The following is a 16,208-nucleotide window of genomic DNA, read 5'->3' as shown; positions in this document are numbered from 1 at the left end:
AATGACGGTGATTTCCCCGAGCTGTTCACCGGTACAGTGGTGACAGATGAAACAGGACTGGAAGTGAACGGAACCTTAGCCGAATTTCATGGGCGATATTTGTGGCTAAGAGCCGACGCCGGCAAGAAGAACGCCGGGATGATGGCAATCACCCAACCGCAAAAAAACTCCTATAAAAAAGTCCACCAATAGTGGGCAGACCATATCGGAGGACTTTTTTAGCTTACGCGATAATTTACGCGATGGTCACTTTCTCATTCAGGTAAACATCCTGCACGGCGTTAATCAGCTTCACGCCGTCAACCATCGATTTCTTGAACGCCTTACGCCCCAGAATCAGCCCCATGCCGCCCGCACGTTTGTTAATAACCGCCGTACGCACCGCATCCGCCAGGTCAGTTTCACCGCCTGCGGCACCGCCGGAGTTGATAAGGCCCGCGCGGCCCATGTAGCAGTTAGCCAGCTGGTAGCGCACCAGGTCGATAGGGTTGTCGGTGGTCAGCTTGCTGTAAACTTTTTCATCGGTATAGCCAAAGTTCACCGCCTTATAGCCACCGTTGTTCTCCGCCATTTTCTGCTTCACGATATCGGCCCCGATGGTCGCCGCCAGGTGGTTAGCCTGGCCGGTTAAGTCGGCGCTGACGTGGTAATCCACCCCATCCTTTTTAAAAGCTGAGTTACGCAGATAGGCCCACAGCACGGTGACCAGGCCAAGTTCGTGCGCACGCTCGAAGGCGGCGGAGATCTCTTCAATCTGGCGGCGGGATTCCGGCGAACCAAAATAAATCGTGGCCCCGACAGCAACGGCCCCCATATTGAAGGCCTGCTCAACGCTGGCGTACAGCGTCTGGTCGTAGGTGGTCGGGTAGCTCAGCGTTTCGTTGTGGTTCAGCTTCACCAGGAACGGAATGCGGTGGGCATAGCGACGTGAAACCGAGGCCAGTACGCCATAGGTAGAAGCCACGCAGTTACAGCCTGCCTCGATGGCCAGCTCAACGATGTTTTTCGGATCGAAGTAGAGCGGGTTCGCGGCAAATGAAGCCCCCGCCGAGTGTTCAACGCCCTGATCGACGGGAAGAATAGAGAGGTAGCCAGTCCCAGCCAGACGCCCGGTGTTGTACAGCGTCTGCATGTTTCGCAGTACCGCAGGCGGGCGATTGTTGTCCACCATCACCCTGTCAACGTAGTCCGAGCCGGGCAGATAAAGCTGGTCTGCCGGAATAGTCATACAACGATGCTGTAACAAGCCGTCGGCATCTTTGCCAAGCAACTGCGCAATATCAGTCATAATACGCTCCCGTAAAGGCAGCGAGCCCCCTGCCCGCTGCGCATGAAGAATCCTGTTCTGCCGGGTCGAAAAAACCGGCCGCACTAATCCTGGTACCGACGGCGGGGATTTGCCAGTTCGAGCGCACTTTTGCCTCCTTTCCAGGAGTAAAGCCAGGTGGCCACCCGGCTATTTTTGCAAGGGCGATCATAGAATCGACTCAAAGGTATTTAAAAGGTATTATTCATTGGTATGGTTAAGGCACACCCTACACCTGTCATGAAGGTCCTGAGCATGAAACGTACAACGATTAGCCTTTCGTTCATGATGTTTATGGAATGGTTTATCTGGGGCGCCTGGTTTGTGCCCCTGTGGCTGTTCCTCAACAAAAGTGGTTTTACCGCCGGTGAAATCGGCTGGTCCTACGCCTGCACCGCCATCGCTGCTATTTTGTCACCTATCCTGGTTGGTTCGTTAACCGACCGCTTCTTCGCCGCGCAAAAAGTGCTGGCGCTGCTGATGTTTGTTGGCGCCGGGCTGATGTATCTCGCCGCTCAGCAAACAGAGTTTGTCTATTTCTTCCCGCTGCTGCTGGCTTACTCGCTCACCTATATGCCGACCATCGCGCTGACCAACAGCATCGCGTTTTCCAACGTTGACGACGTGGAGCGTGACTTCCCGCGTATTCGCGTGATGGGCACCATCGGCTGGATTGCCTCAGGGATCGTGTGTGGCTTCCTGCCGCAGATGATGGGCTTCAGCGATATCTCGCCAACCAACGTGCCGCTGCTGATCACCGCCATCAGCTCGGTCGCTTTAGGCGTATTCGCGTTCTTCCTGCCGAACACACCGCCGAAAAGCACCGGCAAGCTGAGCCTGAAGGTGATGCTGGGCCTGGACGCGCTGGTGCTGCTGAAGGACAAAAACTTCCTGGTCTTCTTCTTCTGTTCATTCCTGTTTGCTATGCCGCTGGCGTTTTACTACATCTTTGCCAACGGCTACCTGACCGAAGTCGGCATGCACAACGCCACCGGCTGGATGACCCTCGGCCAGTTCTCGGAAATCTTCTTTATGCTGGCGCTGCCGTTCTTCACTAAGCGTTTTGGTATTAAAAAGGTTCTACTGCTGGGCCTGGTCACGGCGGCCATTCGCTACGGCTTCTTTGTTTACGGCGACGCGTCGCACCTGTTCACCTACGGCCTGCTGTTCCTCGGCATCCTGCTGCACGGCGTGAGCTACGACTTCTACTACGTCACCGCCTACATTTACGTAGACAAGAAATCCCCGGTGTATATGCGCACCGCGGCGCAGGGGCTGATCACCCTTTGCTGCCAGGGCTTCGGCAGCCTGCTGGGCTACAGCCTCGGCGGTAAAATGATGGAAAAAATGTTTGCTTACTCCTCGCCGGTGAACGGCCAGACCTTTAACTGGGCGGGGATGTGGGGCTTTGGCGCAATAATGATTGCCGTCATCGCCGTGCTGTTCATGGTCTTCTTCCGCGAGTCGGACAAAGAGATTGCTGCCATCGCCGTTGCCGGTGATGAATCTGAAAAAGTATTAAAGGAAGCGTAACAATGGAAAATCGTATTCTGGGAGCCTTTTACGGCCAGATGTTAGGTGATGCGATGGGCATGCCGTCCGAACTGTGGCCGCGCTCGCGCGTGAAGGCTCATTTTGGCTGGATAGACCGGTTCCTGTCGGGCCCGGCAGAAAACAACGCCGCCTGTTACTTTGCCCGCGCTAAGTTTACCGACGACACCTCAATGGCGCTGGCGCTGGCGGATGCCATCATCGAGCATCATGGCGCGATCAACCCGGACGCCATCGGTCGCCATATCCTGGCGTGGGCAGAAGGGTTCGATGCGTTTAATAAAAACGTGCTCGGCCCGACGTCGAAAATAGCCCTGAATGCGATTAAACAAGGCACGCCGGTGAGCGAGCTGGAAAACAACGGCGTCACTAACGGGGCGGCGATGCGTGCCTCCCCGCTTGGCTGCATGCTGCCAACGGCCAGTCTCGATGAGTTTGTGGCCGAAGTAGCGCTGGCCTCTAGCCCTACGCACAAGTCGGATTTAGCCATCGCCGGAGCGGTCGTTATTGCCTGGGCAATTTCCCGCGCCATTGACGGCGCCAGCTGGGCGACGATTTGCGATGAACTGCCTTCCGTTGCCCGTCACGCGCAGGAAAAAAAGATAACCACCTTCAGCGCTTCCCTCGCGGCACGCCTGGAATTAGCGCTGAGCGTGGCAAGAAAGGCGCGCGGCACCGAATCCGCCATGGAAGAGATTTATCAGTTGGTCGGCACCGGCACCAGCACCGTTGAGTCCGTTCCAGCCGCGATTGCGATGGTTGAACTGGCGAAAACCGACCCTAACCGCTGCGCCATCCTGTGCGCAAATCTCGGGGGAGACACCGACACCATCGGCGCCATGGCCACCGCTATCTGCGGCGCGCTGAACGGCGTGGAAAGCATCGACCCGGCGTTGAAACAGGAACTGGATGAAGAGAACCAGCTCGACTTCACGCGCTACAGCCGCATCTTCATGGCTTACCGCCAGCAGAGAGAGGCCAGCCATGAAGCCAAATGAGCTGCTAAGCAAGCTGCCTCAACTGCATGCCCAGCGCCCGGTTTGTGTGCTCGGTTCGGCGGTGATTGACGTCATCGCCGACGCCTACGCCCTGCCTTGGCGGGGCTGCGATATCGAACTGCATCAGCAGGGGGTGAACATCGGCGGCTGCGCGCTGAACATCGCCATCACGCTTTCACGCCTTGGCATTGGCTCGCAGAACGCACTGCCGATTGGCCAGGGCACCTGGGCCGACATTATTCGTAACAGCCTCGAAAAACAGCAAATTCGCAGCGAGATCCACACCGACGCCGGAGATAACGGCTGGTGCCTGGCGCTGGTTGAGCCTGACGGTGAACGTACCTTTATGTCTTTTCGCGGCGTGGAGCACCAGTGGAATCAGGCCTGGCTTGATGGACTGGTTATCGCGCCAGGCACGCTGCTGTCGCTTTCCGGCTATCAGCTTGCCGGGCCGTGTTCGGAACTGCTCGTTGGCTGGCTTGAGTCGCTGCAGACTATTACGCCCTTTATCGACTTCGGCCCGCGCATTGCGGATATCCCACAGCCGTTGCTGGCAAGGATTATGGCCTGCAGGCCGATTGTTTCGCTGAACCGTCAGGAAGCGGCGATTGTTGCCGAATGGCTTGAAGTTGAAGCGGAAAATATTGAAGCGATTTGCCACGCGTGGCTCACTCGTTACGGCAGCCCGCTGATCGTTCGGTTAGATAAAGAAGGCGCCTGGTTCGCCGACGGCAAACAAATGGGCATCGCCGCGCCGTTCCCGACCACCGTCGTCGATACCATCGGCGCAGGCGACAGCCACGCGGGCGGCACGCTGGCAGGCCTGGCTGCCGGCTGGAGTCTCGAAGAAGCGGTAAGCCTGGGTAATGCGGTTGCCAGCTATGTGGTCGGCCACCGGGGCGGCGACTGCGCGCCTAAACTCGCGCAGCTCGAACAGTCCCTACTCCTCGCAGACGAAAACGTATAAATCGCTGCGGCAGTGGCTGATGCTGTACTCAATGGGCCGGTTTTGCGGATCGAACGCCACCTGCTTGATGACCAAAACCGGCACCGGCGTTTCCAGTTTGATGTGTGACTGGAATTCGCTGTCCGGCATTCTGGCGCTCACCCGGCTGCGCGTGCGCCGCGGAATAATGTTCTGGCTGCGGAAGTAATCATACAGCGAAACGCCGATTTCATCCGGGTCGGCAATCAGCCCGGTGGGAACGTAAGACTCTTCGATAGACACTGCATCTTCATCCACATAGCGAATACGCTTAAGCAGAAAGACTTCGCTTTCAGCCGGGATCACCAGCTGTTCCGCCACGTCTGCCGGGCATTTCACCACGCGTTTGTTAACCCACAGCGTATTCGGTTTTTTACCGCGGAGTACAACCTGCTGCGAAAACCCTCTGGCCTCTTTCAGCGAATACTCTAACGTCGCATTAATTTGCGTGCCATAACCGCGCGAACGCGTGACCACGCCTTCATCTTCCAGCGCCTGCATCGCCTTGCGCACCGTAATCCGTGAAACCCCGGTGAGCTGGCTGAGATCGCGCTCGCCCGGCAGGATATTGCCCTGGGGCAACAGGCCCACGCGCACGGCGTTTTTCACCGTTTCGACAAATTTAAGGTACAGAGGGACGTTATCCGGGGCGGCAAAGCGCTGTTTGAGCTGTTCAACTAACTGGTGATGGGCCTGTTCCATGGTACGCAATTGTCCGGCAGGGAAGATGAAGCCAGTATAGTACCATTGGTATTATGCTGGCTAAAACTTCTCGCTTAACCGACAGTTACCACCATTCGTGGAAATGATGCACCGGGCCAATGCCGTGCCCAACCTCGAGAGAATCGGCCTGCGCCAGCGCTTTAGACAGCCAGATTTTTGCGGCGGCTACGGTGTGTGCCCAGTCGTCGTGACGAGGGCGCAGCGCAGCCAGCGCGGCAGATAAGGTACAGCCGGTGCCGTGGGTGTTTTTCGTCTGTACGCGCGGCGCGGTAAAACGCTGCACATCGTGGCGGGTAAACAGCCAGTCCGGGCTTTCCTCATCGTCCAGATGCCCGCCCTTCATCAGCACCGCCTCGCAGCCCATTGCCAGCAGGGCTTCCCCCTGTTCTCGCATCTCTTTTTCACTGCGCGCATGAGGCGCATCCAGCAGCGCTGCCGCTTCCGGGAGATTGGGCGTGATCAGCGCGACATGCGGCAATAGCTTTCGACGTAAACTTTCGACCGCCGACGGAGCCAGCAGCGGATCGCCGCTTTTCGCCAGCATCACCGTGTCCAGCACCACGTTCTGCGCCTGATAGAACGCCAGCCGCTCCGCGACGGCTTCGACGATATCGGCTTCTGCCAGCATGCCGATTTTTGTGGTGTCTATACGCACATCGCTGAGCACCGAATCGAGCTGCGCCGCCACAAACTCAGGCTCAATGCGGTAAACAGACTGCACGCCGCGGGTGTTTTGCGCCACCAGTGCGGTGATGACGCTCGTGCCGTAGGCGCCAAGCGCGGAGAAGGTTTTCAGATCGGCCTGGATCCCCGCGCCGCCGCTTGGATCGGTTCCGGCGATGGTCAGAGCATTAATTCGCTTCATGCCAGCACCTCCGCGTTCAGGTGATAAAGCGCGTCGAGAAAAGCGGGCGTAAAACTTCCCGGCCCGTGGCTGGCAGCAATGGCCTTCTCGCCGGCCAGCGACATAAACCGGCAGGCGCTGGCGACGTTTTCCAGCCTGTCTCCCGGTAAAGCACAGCACGCAGCAACTACGGCGGAGAGCGCACAGCCGGTACCCACTACGCGCGTCATCAGTTCTCCACCGCCGTTAACGGCAAGCGTTCTCTCTCCGTCTGTGACGTAATCAATTTCGCCGGTCACGGCAACCACCGCCCCGGTTTCGCGCGCCAGCTTTTGCGCCGCCGGGAGCGCCGAAAGCGCATCATCGGTGCTGTCTACGCCACGTCCCCCGGCCTGCTCCCCCGCTAACGCCAGGATCTCAGAGGCATTGCCACGAATAGCAGCTGGTTTCAGTTGAATTATCTCGCGGGCAAAGCGCGTACGGAAAGCCAGACCTCCGACAGCGACCGGGTCGAGCGCCCACGGCGTTCCGGCATTATTGGCGGCATGAATGGCAGCCAGCATCGCAGCCGAACGTTCTGATGTCAGCGTGCCAATGTTGATCAGCAGCGCGCTGGCAAGCCCACTAAACTGCGTCGCTTCTTCGGCTTCGATCACCATGGCCGGGGCAGCCCCAAGCGCCAGCAGCACGTTGGCGGTAAAGGTTTGCACCACGTCATTGGTCATGCAGTGAACCAGCGGCGAATGCTGGCGGAGGCGGTGTAAAACAGAGGCGGCAGTCGCGCCGGGTAGCAGGTCAGGTTGCATCAAGGTAAGGCTCCTGTCCGGCGTGAAAGAAGGGATACCGGACAGGCATCTGACTTCCCTACGCTGGCATTATCCAGATCAGGTGGTACGGGTATTTCTCAGCCTTCACAAAGAAGGGCACCCCGAGTCATTTACATCAATGTGTTGTGATTAATGCTGGTCATTAATCCGTGCAGAGAATGGTAATGCCAGCGGGAAGTCTTGTAAACGGCAAAGAGGTGCCTGTCGGGCTGTATTTGTACTGGCTTAGCCGGAGGGCAATTTGGTGAAGGAACCATTCCGTCGAATTTAACTGCCCTGCGCTATTTTTTCATCATAGAGCATCGGGCGTGACGACACTTTCAAACGTAAGTCATCCCTCCCTTTTCCGCCCCGATTGTAACAGCCGTGTGAGAGCCCTGGCACCGACATAAATAGTGAATGTGAACTGGATGTTTGATCGTGTTCAACCGCCCTCAGCTAAGAATTTTCTTATGACTCAGATCAAGGATTACATTATCACATTCCGGGATAGTTCATCGCCGTTATCAGTGAGCTAAATAATGCACTGGCGCGTTTAAATTCAGTATTTATGGCGAGAGAAAAATGAAATTTGTTAATGTTAGTAAATCAATAACCGTGGCACTGGGTCTTTTCGTTATATCGGCTTCGGCCAGAGCTGATATCGTGAGTGACTTCTATAATAGCATGGTGAATAAATCTATTACCTGGCAGGAAGCCAGAGCCAGTTTTGAAAGTATGGATCCAACGCAGCAACAGGCTATACGAGATTATGACCACGCCCAACATACAAACTACACCAACGATTTTGTGAGTGGCATTACTACCACACCGCATCTGGATGGAAGCCATTCAGAGCCTGTTACGCCACACCTGGATGCCCCCCATTCTATCGTTGCCAGCACGCTGACCCCTTCAACGAAGGCCGTCGATAATAGCTCACACCTGGACAGTACGGTGACAGATGCAGACCAGCAGGCCGCCAAAGATAAAGCGATGATCGAATACGTGCAGTCTCAGGTAAAAAACGGTGTTGATGGTAAAGATGGTGTTGATGGTAATAACGGCGTTAATGGCAATAACGGTGTTGATGGTAAAAATGGTGTCACAACCACCAGTAGTAAACTTGATACGGTAGCTCAGGCGCGCGTCGCCACTAACAGTAATCACATTCTGTTAAATACCGAGCTTGCTGAAAATAATACCCACATGATTCAACACAATAGCCAGTCGATCGACAAATTAAATAATGCATTCTCTGCATTAAAAGATGAAGTTAACAATAACCAAAAAGAGGCCAACGCAGGTATCTCTGGCGCGATGGCCATGAGCAATATCCCCCAGGTTATGAATAATCAAACCGTTGCTATTGGGGCAGGTATTGGCGGCTATGAAGGCGAAAATGCTTTAGCCGTGGGGGCCTCTGCACGCGTCAGTAATTCTATTGTTATAAAAGCTACCGTCAGTGATGATACAGAAAACAATGTGGGCTACGGCGCAGGCTTGTCCGTAGGCTGGTAACTTGTTCTGGGGGCAATATTTACTTCGCTAAAACCACTGCTAAGCTCTATTTCAGCGCCCTTGAAAAGGTGTGTTTATGAAAGTCTGGGCCTTTCGTCCGGCAGGGATATTCAAAATCATAGTGGTTAGATAAAACAATATGAAATATATCATTTTACTCATCATTATTATTTCAGTGGTCTATGTGCATTATCGTGGTCGGGTTCGCTTCCGCTTCTGGCGGCAGCTGTCGGACCACTCAACGTTTACCGCCCCGCTTAACGGTTTTATGTATCTTTTCTCCAGGGTGCCGAATACGCCCTATTTAACGCCGGAAACCTTTCCCGAGCTGACAACGCTGCGGGAAAACTGGGAAGTGATTCGCGACGAAGGTATGCATCTGCAACAAATGGAGCAGATAAAAGCCGCGGAGAAATTTAACGACGCCGGTTTCAACTCGTTCTTTAAAACAGGCTGGAAGCGCTTTTACCTGAAATGGTATGAAAACGCCCACCCGTCGGCCAGCCTGCTGTGCCCAAAAACCACCGAACTGCTGCGCACCATTCCGTCCATCAAGGCGGCGATGTTCGCCACCCTGCCCGATGGCAGCCGCCTGCCGCGTCACCGCGACCCGTACGCCGGTTCGCTACGTTTCCACTTAGGGCTGGCAACCCCCAATGACGATCGCTGCTTTATTGAAGTGGACGGCAAGCGCTATAGCTGGCGGGATGGCGAAGGCGTCCTGTTCGATGAAACCTATATTCACTATGCGGAAAACACCAGCGGCGAAAATCGCCTGATTCTGTTCTGCGACGTGGAAAGACCAATGCGCTACCGCTGGGCTCAGGCGGTTAACCACTGGCTGGGGCGCAACCTGATGAGCGCCGCGTCGGCACCTAACGATGAAAACGACCGCATCGGCGGTATTAATCGCGCTTTCCGCTACATCTATCAGATTCGTATCGTCGGCAAGAAGTTAAAAAGCTGGAATAAGACGGTGTATTACATCGTGAAATGGATCCTGTTTGGCGGGATTGCCGTGCTTATCTGGCGGGCGTTTTAATTTCAGCATTGACGAAAATAAACGGACCTTTGCCGCAATAGCAAAGGCCCGTATTTTTAAAATCAGGACAGTGCGGCAATCTGGCCTTTGGCATCGGCGAGCGCGGCATTCTTCGCTTCGTCGCCACGGCTCAGGTTTTCTGCACGGATGATGGTCACATCGGTCAGGCCGATAAAGCCCAGCACCGCTTTCAGATAGGATTCCTGGTGCTCCAGGAATGCCGCCGGGCTGTCACCGGTGTACTGGCCGCCGCGAGAAGAAGCGATAAAGACTTTTTTGCCTTTTGGCAGCAGGCCTTCCGGGCCGTTTGCGCCGTACTGGAAGGTACGCCCGGCCACACAAACGCGGTCGATCCACGCCTTAAGCTGGGATGGAATAGAGAAGTTGTACATCGGCACGCCAATCACAATCACGTCCGCGGCGAATAAATCATCAATAAACGCACCACCGGCAGCAAGGTCTGCGCCCAGCGCCGCGTCGGTCACTTCAGCCCCCTGGAAAGCGGCAATGTGTTTGTCTGACAGGTGCTGAGCCGGGGACTGCACCAGGTCACGGTAAATCACCGTGGCGCCGGGATGCAGCGTTTTCTGACGGGCAACAATCTCCGCCGACAGCTGGCGGCTGACGGAATAACCGCCCAGAACACTGGTATCAATATGCAGGATAGTCGACATAGTTTTAGCCTCGGAAATAGAGCTTTGTTTAGGGGATAAGCGCGTTAAGAGTTTTTTTAAAGCCGTTAACATAGGTGTGCTCAATCTTTAAGATTCGCTGAACATGGCTGCCACTATGCCATCGCCTTTCCCACCCGAATAGCCGTTATATTTCGATGCAACCCATCGTCTGGGCCGATACATTATCGTCAATGACAAAGGCATGCCGAAGGGCTATATTGCGCTTCACCCCTTCACAGTCAGGCAGGAACCACAATGCTGGACGGTATTTCGCTGGACCAACTTCGCACGTTTATTGCCGCCGTCGATGAAGGCAGCTTCTCTGCGGCCGCTCGCAAGATGTACCGCGCCCAGTCGGTGATCAGTGACTTGATCAGGGGGCTGGAGGCACAAATTGGCGTGCAGCTGTTTGATCGTTCCGGCCGCTACCCAAAGCTAACGTCCGAGGGTGAGGTGCTGCTGGCCGACGCCCGCGACATTGTTTCTCGCGTTGATTTTATGAAGGCACGAGCGCGGGGTATGTCGTCAGGGCTGGAGTCCGAACTGTCGGTGGTGGTGGACGTTTTCTTCCCGCTGGAGGCGATGACTTCGGCGGCCAAAGCCTTCCGCGAACAGTTTCCCGGCACACCACTACGCCTGTTTGTTGAGGCGCTGGGCGGCGGTTACAAACCTGTGCTTAACGGCAGCGCGGGGATTGGTATTCTAGGCTCACTGCCGGATATGCCGGCCTCGTTAACCGGGGAGCGCCTGACCGGCGTTTCGCTGGTGATGGTGGCCGCTCCCGACCACCCACTAGCGCAGTTCGAAGGCATCGTGCCAAAGTCAGAGCTGACCAAACACGTACAGCTGGTGCTGACCGACCGCTCAGAGCTTTCCAAAGGGAAAGAGTTTGGCGTGATGTCACCCTCCACCTGGCGGCTGGGCGATCTGCTGGCCAAGCACGCCTTTTTGCTCGATGGTCTGGGCTGGGGCAGCATGCCGTCACACGTTGTCGAGCGGGACATTCGCGAGGGGCGGCTGGTACGGCTGAACATTGAGGACGTGCCGCCCGGCGGACTCGCGTTGCCGATGTTTGGCGTCTACCCAATTGCCTCGCCGCCAGGCCCGGCGGGTCGCTGGCTGATAGAGCGCCTTAAAAACCTGTGTCCGGCTAAACTTGCCGCCAGCCGGCTTAAAGACTAATTTCATCCACGTATCAGTCGGAAATTAGTCGCTATCAATATCTAGCAGGTTATTTAAAGCATGGGCCCGCAGTTCATTGACTTTACTGATGCTTTTATCCGGCGAAGAACGGATCACATCGCGCGGATCGTTAATCAGCACGCGGCCATGACTATCGACTAAAAATTGCAGATCGTCGATATGTAATTCATGGTTTTTCAGCTTGTTAATAATGGCATTACAGTCCGCCAGCACGTTTTGATTGAACTTCTTATCATCCGGCAGGCTTTTCTTATTATTCACGATGTCTTCGGAATCAAACGCATTGTGGATGTAGTCTTTTTCCACGCCGACGTTGCCGCCATGTTTGACCAGGGCATGGGCATCCACCACGGGGAAGCCGAGATGCTTAAGCTGTTTGGTGGTTTCAAGTTCTTTCAAAGCGTACTGTTCTGCCGAAATGGTGCCTGTGGTGCCGGGTCTGAACAGACACAGGCACTTGCGCGGATCCTGCCGCGAGTGAAAGACATCTTTTTGACTTCCCGCACCGATTTTTTGCCCCAGCGACGGCACATCCTGAAACGCCGTGGTCGACGCCTGTACATTCGATGCATGCAAGTGCCGCCCCTGGGCTGCATTATTTGAAACTGTATACATGGTGAACTCTCCTCTGGCGGTACAACGCCGCGCAATAGCAAAGCCCTTGAGTGGCTCTGGCAACCCACAGGTTCCCGTCAGTCTTGCCCTTGCACCTTTCGTAACCAGAAAAATTCCCGCATCCCCATTCCAAACGCTATGAGATCGATTATCATTCCCTTCCTAAATTTTCCCGTTCTGAAGGTCATCCATGTTCACCGTGTTTACCGCCAAAGCTCGCTGGTTGCTTGCTGCCGTTGCCTTGTTGAGCTTCGCCGCCCAGGCCGCACCGATTGTTGTTACCGACGTAGCAGGCCGGGAAGTGACGCTGCCCCATCCGGCAAAGCGCGTAATGCTGGCCGATGCGCGAGCCCTGCTGGCGCTGAATATTATTCACCCGAAGGATCCGCTGGAAAACATCATTGCCTGGGATAACTCGCTGAAGACCAAAGCGCCCGACCTGGCGGACGCCTATGCGCGAAAATTCCCGCAGGTAAGCAAAATCACGATGTTTGAAAACCCGTACTACACGGATTTCAGCGTCGAAAAAGCGGTTACGCTGCAGCCTGATTTGATCATTTTTGATATCGGCGTGCTGGCCAAGCTGAAAAACAGCGGCGTTCTGAGTCAGCTGGAAAAAGTGGGCATTCCGGTGCTGATTATCGACTTCCGCCAGCAGCCGCTGACCAACACCCTGCCGAGCATTGAGCTGCTGGGCAAAGTGTTTGATGAGCAAAAAAACGCGGATGCTTTTATTCAGCACTACCAGCAGCGGATGAACCTGGTGCGTGAGCGCGTTGCCACACTCAAACCAGAGCAGCGTCCGAGCGTGTTTATTGAGCGTGCGGCAGGTATTCGCGGCGATGAATGCTGCCAGACTTTCGGCAAGGGCAGCTACGGCCAGTTTATTGATACCGCCGGTGGCAATAATATCGGCAGCAAGCTGTTCCCGGAAATGAGCGGCCAGGTGAATACCGAGCAGGTGATAACCAGCAATCCGGACTTCTATCTGATGACCGGCGCCGACTGGAACCGTGGCAACCGCGCGCCTAAAGCCGTACCGCTGGGTTATATGGCCGACAAAGCCGTGGCCGAGCAAAAGCTTAAAGGGCTGATGAACCGCACCGGGATTAACGTGCTGACGGCGGTCAAAGAGAAGCGCGTGATGGCAATTTACCACCAGTTCTACGACTCCCCGCTGAACTATATTGCGGTAGAGACTATCGCTAAGTTCCTGCACCCGGACCTGTTCAAGGACATCGATCCGCAGGCCGACATCGAGCAGGTTCACAAGCAGTTCACCGCGCTGGACTACAGCGGCGTCTTCTGGGTTACCCCATAAATCAAAAACATGCCGGGCTGAATCAACAGCTCGGTTTTTTTTTGCTTACTTTTCACCTCATCCCGAATTATTCCGCAATAAAACTATTTACTTGAAAATAATTATCATTAAGATTGTCATTTCCAAAAAAACTGATAACAACAACCCCATATTCTATAGGAATGATGATGCGCCCCCTTTTTCGTGTCTCTCTCCTGGCAAGCGCGATAGCCTTTGCGCTGCCAGCTCTCGCGGCTGATAACACCCAAACAGATAAAGCTCCCGCAGAAAAACCTGCTGACGACATTACCGTGGTCGGCAACTGGCTGGATAACCCGGACACCAGCACCGTGCTGCTTAACCATCCGGGGGCGCGATCAATCGTCACCGAGCAGCAGCTTCATGAGCAAGGCTCAGAAACGCTTGCCGATGCGCTGAAGGGCATTCCTGGCGTTCAGGTGCGTGACAGCAACGGCACCGGCGGCAGCGACATTTCTCTTAACGTGGGCATTCGTGGCCTGACTTCTCGCCTGTCTCCACGATCCACCATCCTGATGGACGGCGTGCCGCTGGCGGTTGCACCTTACGGTCAGCCACAGCTTTCTATGGCGCCGCTGGGCATGGGTAACATTCAGTCCGTTGACGTGGTTCGAGGCGGCGGCGCGGTGCGTTACGGGCCGCAAAACGTGGGCGGCGTGATTAACTTCGTGACCCGCGATATTCCAAAAGAATTCGGCGGCACGGTCAGCGCGCAGACTCAGGGCGCCAGCCACGGTGGCCTGAAGACGCTAACCAGCGCGTCCGTGGGCGGCACGGCGGATAACGGCTTTGGCGCAGAACTGCTCTACTCCGGCCTGCACGGCCAGGGCTACCGCGAAAGCAACGACAATACCGACATCGATGATTTCATGCTGAAGACGAAGTACAACTTCACCGATCGCGATGAGCTGCAGGCTAACTTCCACTACTACGAAGCTCAATCCGGTATGCCCGGCGGCCTGACTACCGCCCAATATGCAAAAGATCCGTTCCAGTCGGACCGCCGCTGGGACAGCTTTGAAGGCCGTCGGAAAGACATGTCCTTCAAGTACAAACACACCGAAGACGACAAAAAGCTGGAAGTCCTGACCTACTTTACCGACAGCTACCGCAGCAGCGACCTGGAGTACTTCAAGGGCAACAAGCGCACGCTGAACTCCGCGCCGCGTAACTACTCAACCTGGGCGATTGAACCCACTTATTCTCAGCTGTTCCGCTTCTGGGAGATGTCTCATGAGGTCACCCTGGGCTACCGCTACCTGAACGAAACGTCGGATGAGAAGGGCTACCGCACGCCAAAAGCGTATGATCCAGCGACAACCTTCACCAAACCGGACATGACCGAGTACTACCAGCACAGCTCCGGCGGTACCGCAGCCAACGCTTTCTATATTGATGATGCCATCAACGTCAGCGACTGGACGATCACCCCTGGCCTGCGCTATGAAAGCATCAAAACGCACACCAGCGATTCCTTCCAGAACATCGACCGCCAGAAGACCTACAGCCAGCCGCTGCCTTCTATTAGCGTGATGTACCACATGTCTGATGCCTGGAAACTGTTCGCTAACGCCAGCACTTCCTTCGGCAGCATGCAGTACTTCCAGCTGACCCGTGGCGGCAGCGGCAACCAGCCTGCAGCGGGCCTGACCCCGGAAAAAGCGCATACCTATGAGTTCGGTACCCGCTATGACGACACCACGCTGAAAGCCGAAGCCACGCTGTTCTACATCGACTTCAACGATCAGCTGCAGTACATCAACAACATCGTAGGCTGGACTAACCTCGGCGCAACCAAGCACCAGGGCCTCGAACTGGCGCTCAATTACGACCTGAGCGAAGTGAACCGCGCGCTGGACGGGGTGAGCGTATACACCACGTACACCTACACCAAAGCCACCAGCGACAAAGGCGACTTCGCAGGTAAAGATCTGCCGTTCTACTCTCGCCAGGTTTACACTGTGGGTACCCGCTACGCGACCGGCAATTGGGTGTGGAATCTGGACAGCTTTGCACAGTCTAAACAGAGCTCTCCGGGGACCGGGCCGAACTACATCACCGACGAAAGCGCGGACGGGCAGTTTGGTAATATCGCAGGTTATATGGTGTGGAACATGCGCGGCGAGTACGACTTCGGTCCGTCGCTGTCACACCTGAAGCTGGGCGCCGGGATTAAAAACCTGTTCGATCAGCGTTATTACACGCGTTCGAACGATAATAACTCCGGTAAATACGTAGGCGAACCGCGCACCTTCTTCGTGCAGGGTTCTCTGGCGTTCTGATAAAGACCCTCACCCTAACCCTCTCCCTGCAAGGGAGAGGGGATTAATAGAGAAAGCTTTCACCGTTGAGTCAGTTTTTTTGCCCTTTTCCAATCCAACCTTTTCGTCACGAATAACTGCGTTTATGCATGGTCGGTGAATATTCCGTTCACTTCCAGCCCTGTTTTATATGCAGCCCCGAACCTCGCTTTAAACCCGCAGCCACACGGAACGTTAATGTTGTTGCAAGTTCCACAGCCACGTCCTTGTCCCCGGCTCTCATCGCCCCCGATTATGACCCAACTCAGGCGGGGTTGCGCTGCCGGGCGCCGGGGCTGTT

At 55.4% G+C, this 16,208-nt stretch carries 15 protein-coding genes and 1 riboswitch; of the genes, 9 read left to right on the top strand and 6 right to left on the bottom strand.

The features are described 5' to 3' along the window. Positions 1 to 192, top strand: a 192-nt coding sequence (locus CNE01S_RS25515; RefSeq protein ID WP_169799427.1) for a hypothetical protein, incomplete at its 5' end; no start/stop codon positions are given. A gap of 43 nt (positions 193 to 235) precedes the next feature. Here CNE01S_RS25515 and fbaB read toward each other — a convergent pair. Continuing rightward, entirely contained in the window at positions 236 to 1,288 is a 1,053-nt protein-coding gene (gene fbaB / locus CNE01S_RS20110) for a class I fructose-bisphosphate aldolase (protein WP_061277987.1), read from the bottom strand. Between the two features lie 258 nt (positions 1,289 to 1,546). Between fbaB and CNE01S_RS20100 the strand changes: the two genes are divergently transcribed. From CNE01S_RS20100 to CNE01S_RS20090, 3 genes are read left to right on the top strand one after another with little or no spacing between them, the layout of a single operon-like run. Next, on the top strand, positions 1,547 to 2,839 hold the full coding sequence (locus CNE01S_RS20100) for a nucleoside permease (protein ID WP_096753971.1): 1,293 nt from the start codon (positions 1,547 to 1,549) through the stop codon (positions 2,837 to 2,839). Between the two features lie 2 nt (positions 2,840 to 2,841). Continuing rightward, positions 2,842 to 3,855 (top strand): ADP-ribosylglycohydrolase family protein, encoded by a 1,014-nt coding sequence (locus CNE01S_RS20095; RefSeq protein WP_061277984.1) that lies wholly within the window; start codon positions 2,842 to 2,844, stop codon positions 3,853 to 3,855. Beyond that, on the top strand, positions 3,842 to 4,822 hold the full coding sequence (locus CNE01S_RS20090; RefSeq protein WP_061277983.1) for a PfkB family carbohydrate kinase: 981 nt from the start codon (positions 3,842 to 3,844) through the stop codon (positions 4,820 to 4,822). The genes CNE01S_RS20095 and CNE01S_RS20090 overlap by 14 nt, the downstream gene beginning before the upstream one ends. Here CNE01S_RS20090 and CNE01S_RS20085 read toward each other — a convergent pair. The 3 genes from CNE01S_RS20085 to thiM all read right to left on the bottom strand — a co-directional run bounded on the left by CNE01S_RS20085 (position 4,796) and on the right by thiM (position 7,213). After that, positions 4,796 to 5,542 (bottom strand): GntR family transcriptional regulator, encoded by a 747-nt coding sequence (locus CNE01S_RS20085; protein WP_061277982.1) that lies wholly within the window; start codon positions 5,540 to 5,542, stop codon positions 4,796 to 4,798. The two genes, CNE01S_RS20090 and CNE01S_RS20085, sit on opposite strands and share 27 nt — an antisense overlap. 85 nt (positions 5,543 to 5,627) lie before the next feature. Next, complete coding sequence (gene thiD / locus CNE01S_RS20080; protein WP_061277981.1) at positions 5,628 to 6,428, bottom strand: bifunctional hydroxymethylpyrimidine kinase/phosphomethylpyrimidine kinase; 801 nt, start codon at positions 6,426 to 6,428, stop codon at positions 5,628 to 5,630. Next, on the bottom strand, positions 6,425 to 7,213 hold the full coding sequence (gene thiM / locus CNE01S_RS20075; RefSeq protein ID WP_061277980.1) for a hydroxyethylthiazole kinase: 789 nt from the start codon (positions 7,211 to 7,213) through the stop codon (positions 6,425 to 6,427). Before thiM ends, thiD begins: the two co-directional genes overlap by 4 nt. A 38-nt stretch (positions 7,214 to 7,251) precedes the next feature. Next, a riboswitch (TPP riboswitch) is annotated at positions 7,252 to 7,348 on the bottom strand. 450 nt (positions 7,349 to 7,798) lie between these two features. Here thiM and CNE01S_RS25080 point away from each other — a divergent pair. Both CNE01S_RS25080 and lpxO read left to right on the top strand, forming a co-directional pair. Continuing rightward, positions 7,799 to 8,734: a YadA C-terminal domain-containing protein gene (locus CNE01S_RS25080; RefSeq protein WP_061277979.1), complete on the top strand. Its 936-nt coding sequence runs from the start codon at positions 7,799 to 7,801 to the stop codon at positions 8,732 to 8,734. A 139-nt stretch (positions 8,735 to 8,873) separates the two neighbouring features. Beyond that, positions 8,874 to 9,776: a lipid A hydroxylase LpxO gene (gene lpxO, locus CNE01S_RS20065; protein ID WP_061277978.1), complete on the top strand. Its 903-nt coding sequence runs from the start codon at positions 8,874 to 8,876 to the stop codon at positions 9,774 to 9,776. Positions 9,777 to 9,838: 62 nt separating this feature from the next. Here lpxO and CNE01S_RS20060 read toward each other — a convergent pair whose 3' ends face one another. After that, positions 9,839 to 10,450: an FMN-dependent NADH-azoreductase gene (locus tag CNE01S_RS20060; RefSeq protein ID WP_217495793.1), complete on the bottom strand. Its 612-nt coding sequence runs from the start codon at positions 10,448 to 10,450 to the stop codon at positions 9,839 to 9,841. A gap of 255 nt (positions 10,451 to 10,705) precedes the next feature. On the opposite strand from CNE01S_RS20060, the gene CNE01S_RS20055 reads away from it, so the two are divergent. After that, entirely contained in the window at positions 10,706 to 11,632 is a 927-nt protein-coding gene (locus tag CNE01S_RS20055; RefSeq protein ID WP_061277976.1) for a LysR family transcriptional regulator, read from the top strand. 24 nt (positions 11,633 to 11,656) lie between these two features. On the opposite strand, the gene hopBF1 is transcribed toward CNE01S_RS20055, so the two are convergent. Continuing rightward, complete coding sequence (gene hopBF1, locus CNE01S_RS20050) at positions 11,657 to 12,331, bottom strand: T3SS effector protein kinase HopBF1 (protein ID WP_245874399.1); 675 nt, start codon at positions 12,329 to 12,331, stop codon at positions 11,657 to 11,659. 127 nt (positions 12,332 to 12,458) lie between these two features. Between hopBF1 and CNE01S_RS20045 the strand changes: the two genes are divergently transcribed. Further along, positions 12,459 to 13,589, top strand: coding sequence for an ABC transporter substrate-binding protein (locus tag CNE01S_RS20045; RefSeq protein ID WP_061277974.1), 1,131 nt, complete (start codon positions 12,459 to 12,461; stop codon positions 13,587 to 13,589). 167 nt (positions 13,590 to 13,756) lie between these two features. Continuing rightward, positions 13,757 to 15,889 carry a TonB-dependent receptor family protein gene (locus CNE01S_RS20040; RefSeq protein ID WP_061277973.1) on the top strand — a complete coding sequence of 711 codons (2,133 nt, stop codon included), beginning with the start codon at positions 13,757 to 13,759 and terminating at the stop codon, positions 15,887 to 15,889. Positions 15,890 to 16,208: the final 319 nt, after the last annotated feature.

Source organism: Cedecea neteri NBRC 105707 = ATCC 33855 (genome assembly GCF_001571265.1).
GTDB lineage: Bacteria > Pseudomonadota > Gammaproteobacteria > Enterobacterales > Enterobacteriaceae > Cedecea > Cedecea neteri.
The sequence above is the reverse complement of the archived record's forward strand: the minus strand, read 5'-3'. Positions and strand labels throughout refer to the sequence as shown.

Coding starts and splice junctions, on each gene's coding strand:
- fbaB (WP_061277987.1), bottom strand. CDS start 1,288: ATGACTGATATTGCGCAGTTGCTTGGCAAAGATGCCGACGGCTTGTTA.
- CNE01S_RS20100 (WP_096753971.1), top strand. CDS start 1,547: ATGAAGGTCCTGAGCATGAAACGTACAACGATTAGCCTTTCGTTCATG.
- CNE01S_RS20095 (WP_061277984.1), top strand. CDS start 2,842: ATGGAAAATCGTATTCTGGGAGCCTTTTACGGCCAGATGTTAGGTGAT.
- CNE01S_RS20090 (WP_061277983.1), top strand. CDS start 3,842: ATGAAGCCAAATGAGCTGCTAAGCAAGCTGCCTCAACTGCATGCCCAG.
- CNE01S_RS20085 (WP_061277982.1), bottom strand. CDS start 5,542: ATGGAACAGGCCCATCACCAGTTAGTTGAACAGCTCAAACAGCGCTTT.
- thiD (WP_061277981.1), bottom strand. CDS start 6,428: ATGAAGCGAATTAATGCTCTGACCATCGCCGGAACCGATCCAAGCGGC.
- thiM (WP_061277980.1), bottom strand. CDS start 7,213: ATGCAACCTGACCTGCTACCCGGCGCGACTGCCGCCTCTGTTTTACAC.
- CNE01S_RS25080 (WP_061277979.1), top strand. CDS start 7,799: ATGAAATTTGTTAATGTTAGTAAATCAATAACCGTGGCACTGGGTCTT.
- lpxO (WP_061277978.1), top strand. CDS start 8,874: ATGAAATATATCATTTTACTCATCATTATTATTTCAGTGGTCTATGTG.
- CNE01S_RS20060 (WP_217495793.1), bottom strand. CDS start 10,450: ATGTCGACTATCCTGCATATTGATACCAGTGTTCTGGGCGGTTATTCC.
- CNE01S_RS20055 (WP_061277976.1), top strand. CDS start 10,706: ATGCTGGACGGTATTTCGCTGGACCAACTTCGCACGTTTATTGCCGCC.
- CNE01S_RS20045 (WP_061277974.1), top strand. CDS start 12,459: ATGTTCACCGTGTTTACCGCCAAAGCTCGCTGGTTGCTTGCTGCCGTT.
- CNE01S_RS20040 (WP_061277973.1), top strand. CDS start 13,757: ATGCGCCCCCTTTTTCGTGTCTCTCTCCTGGCAAGCGCGATAGCCTTT.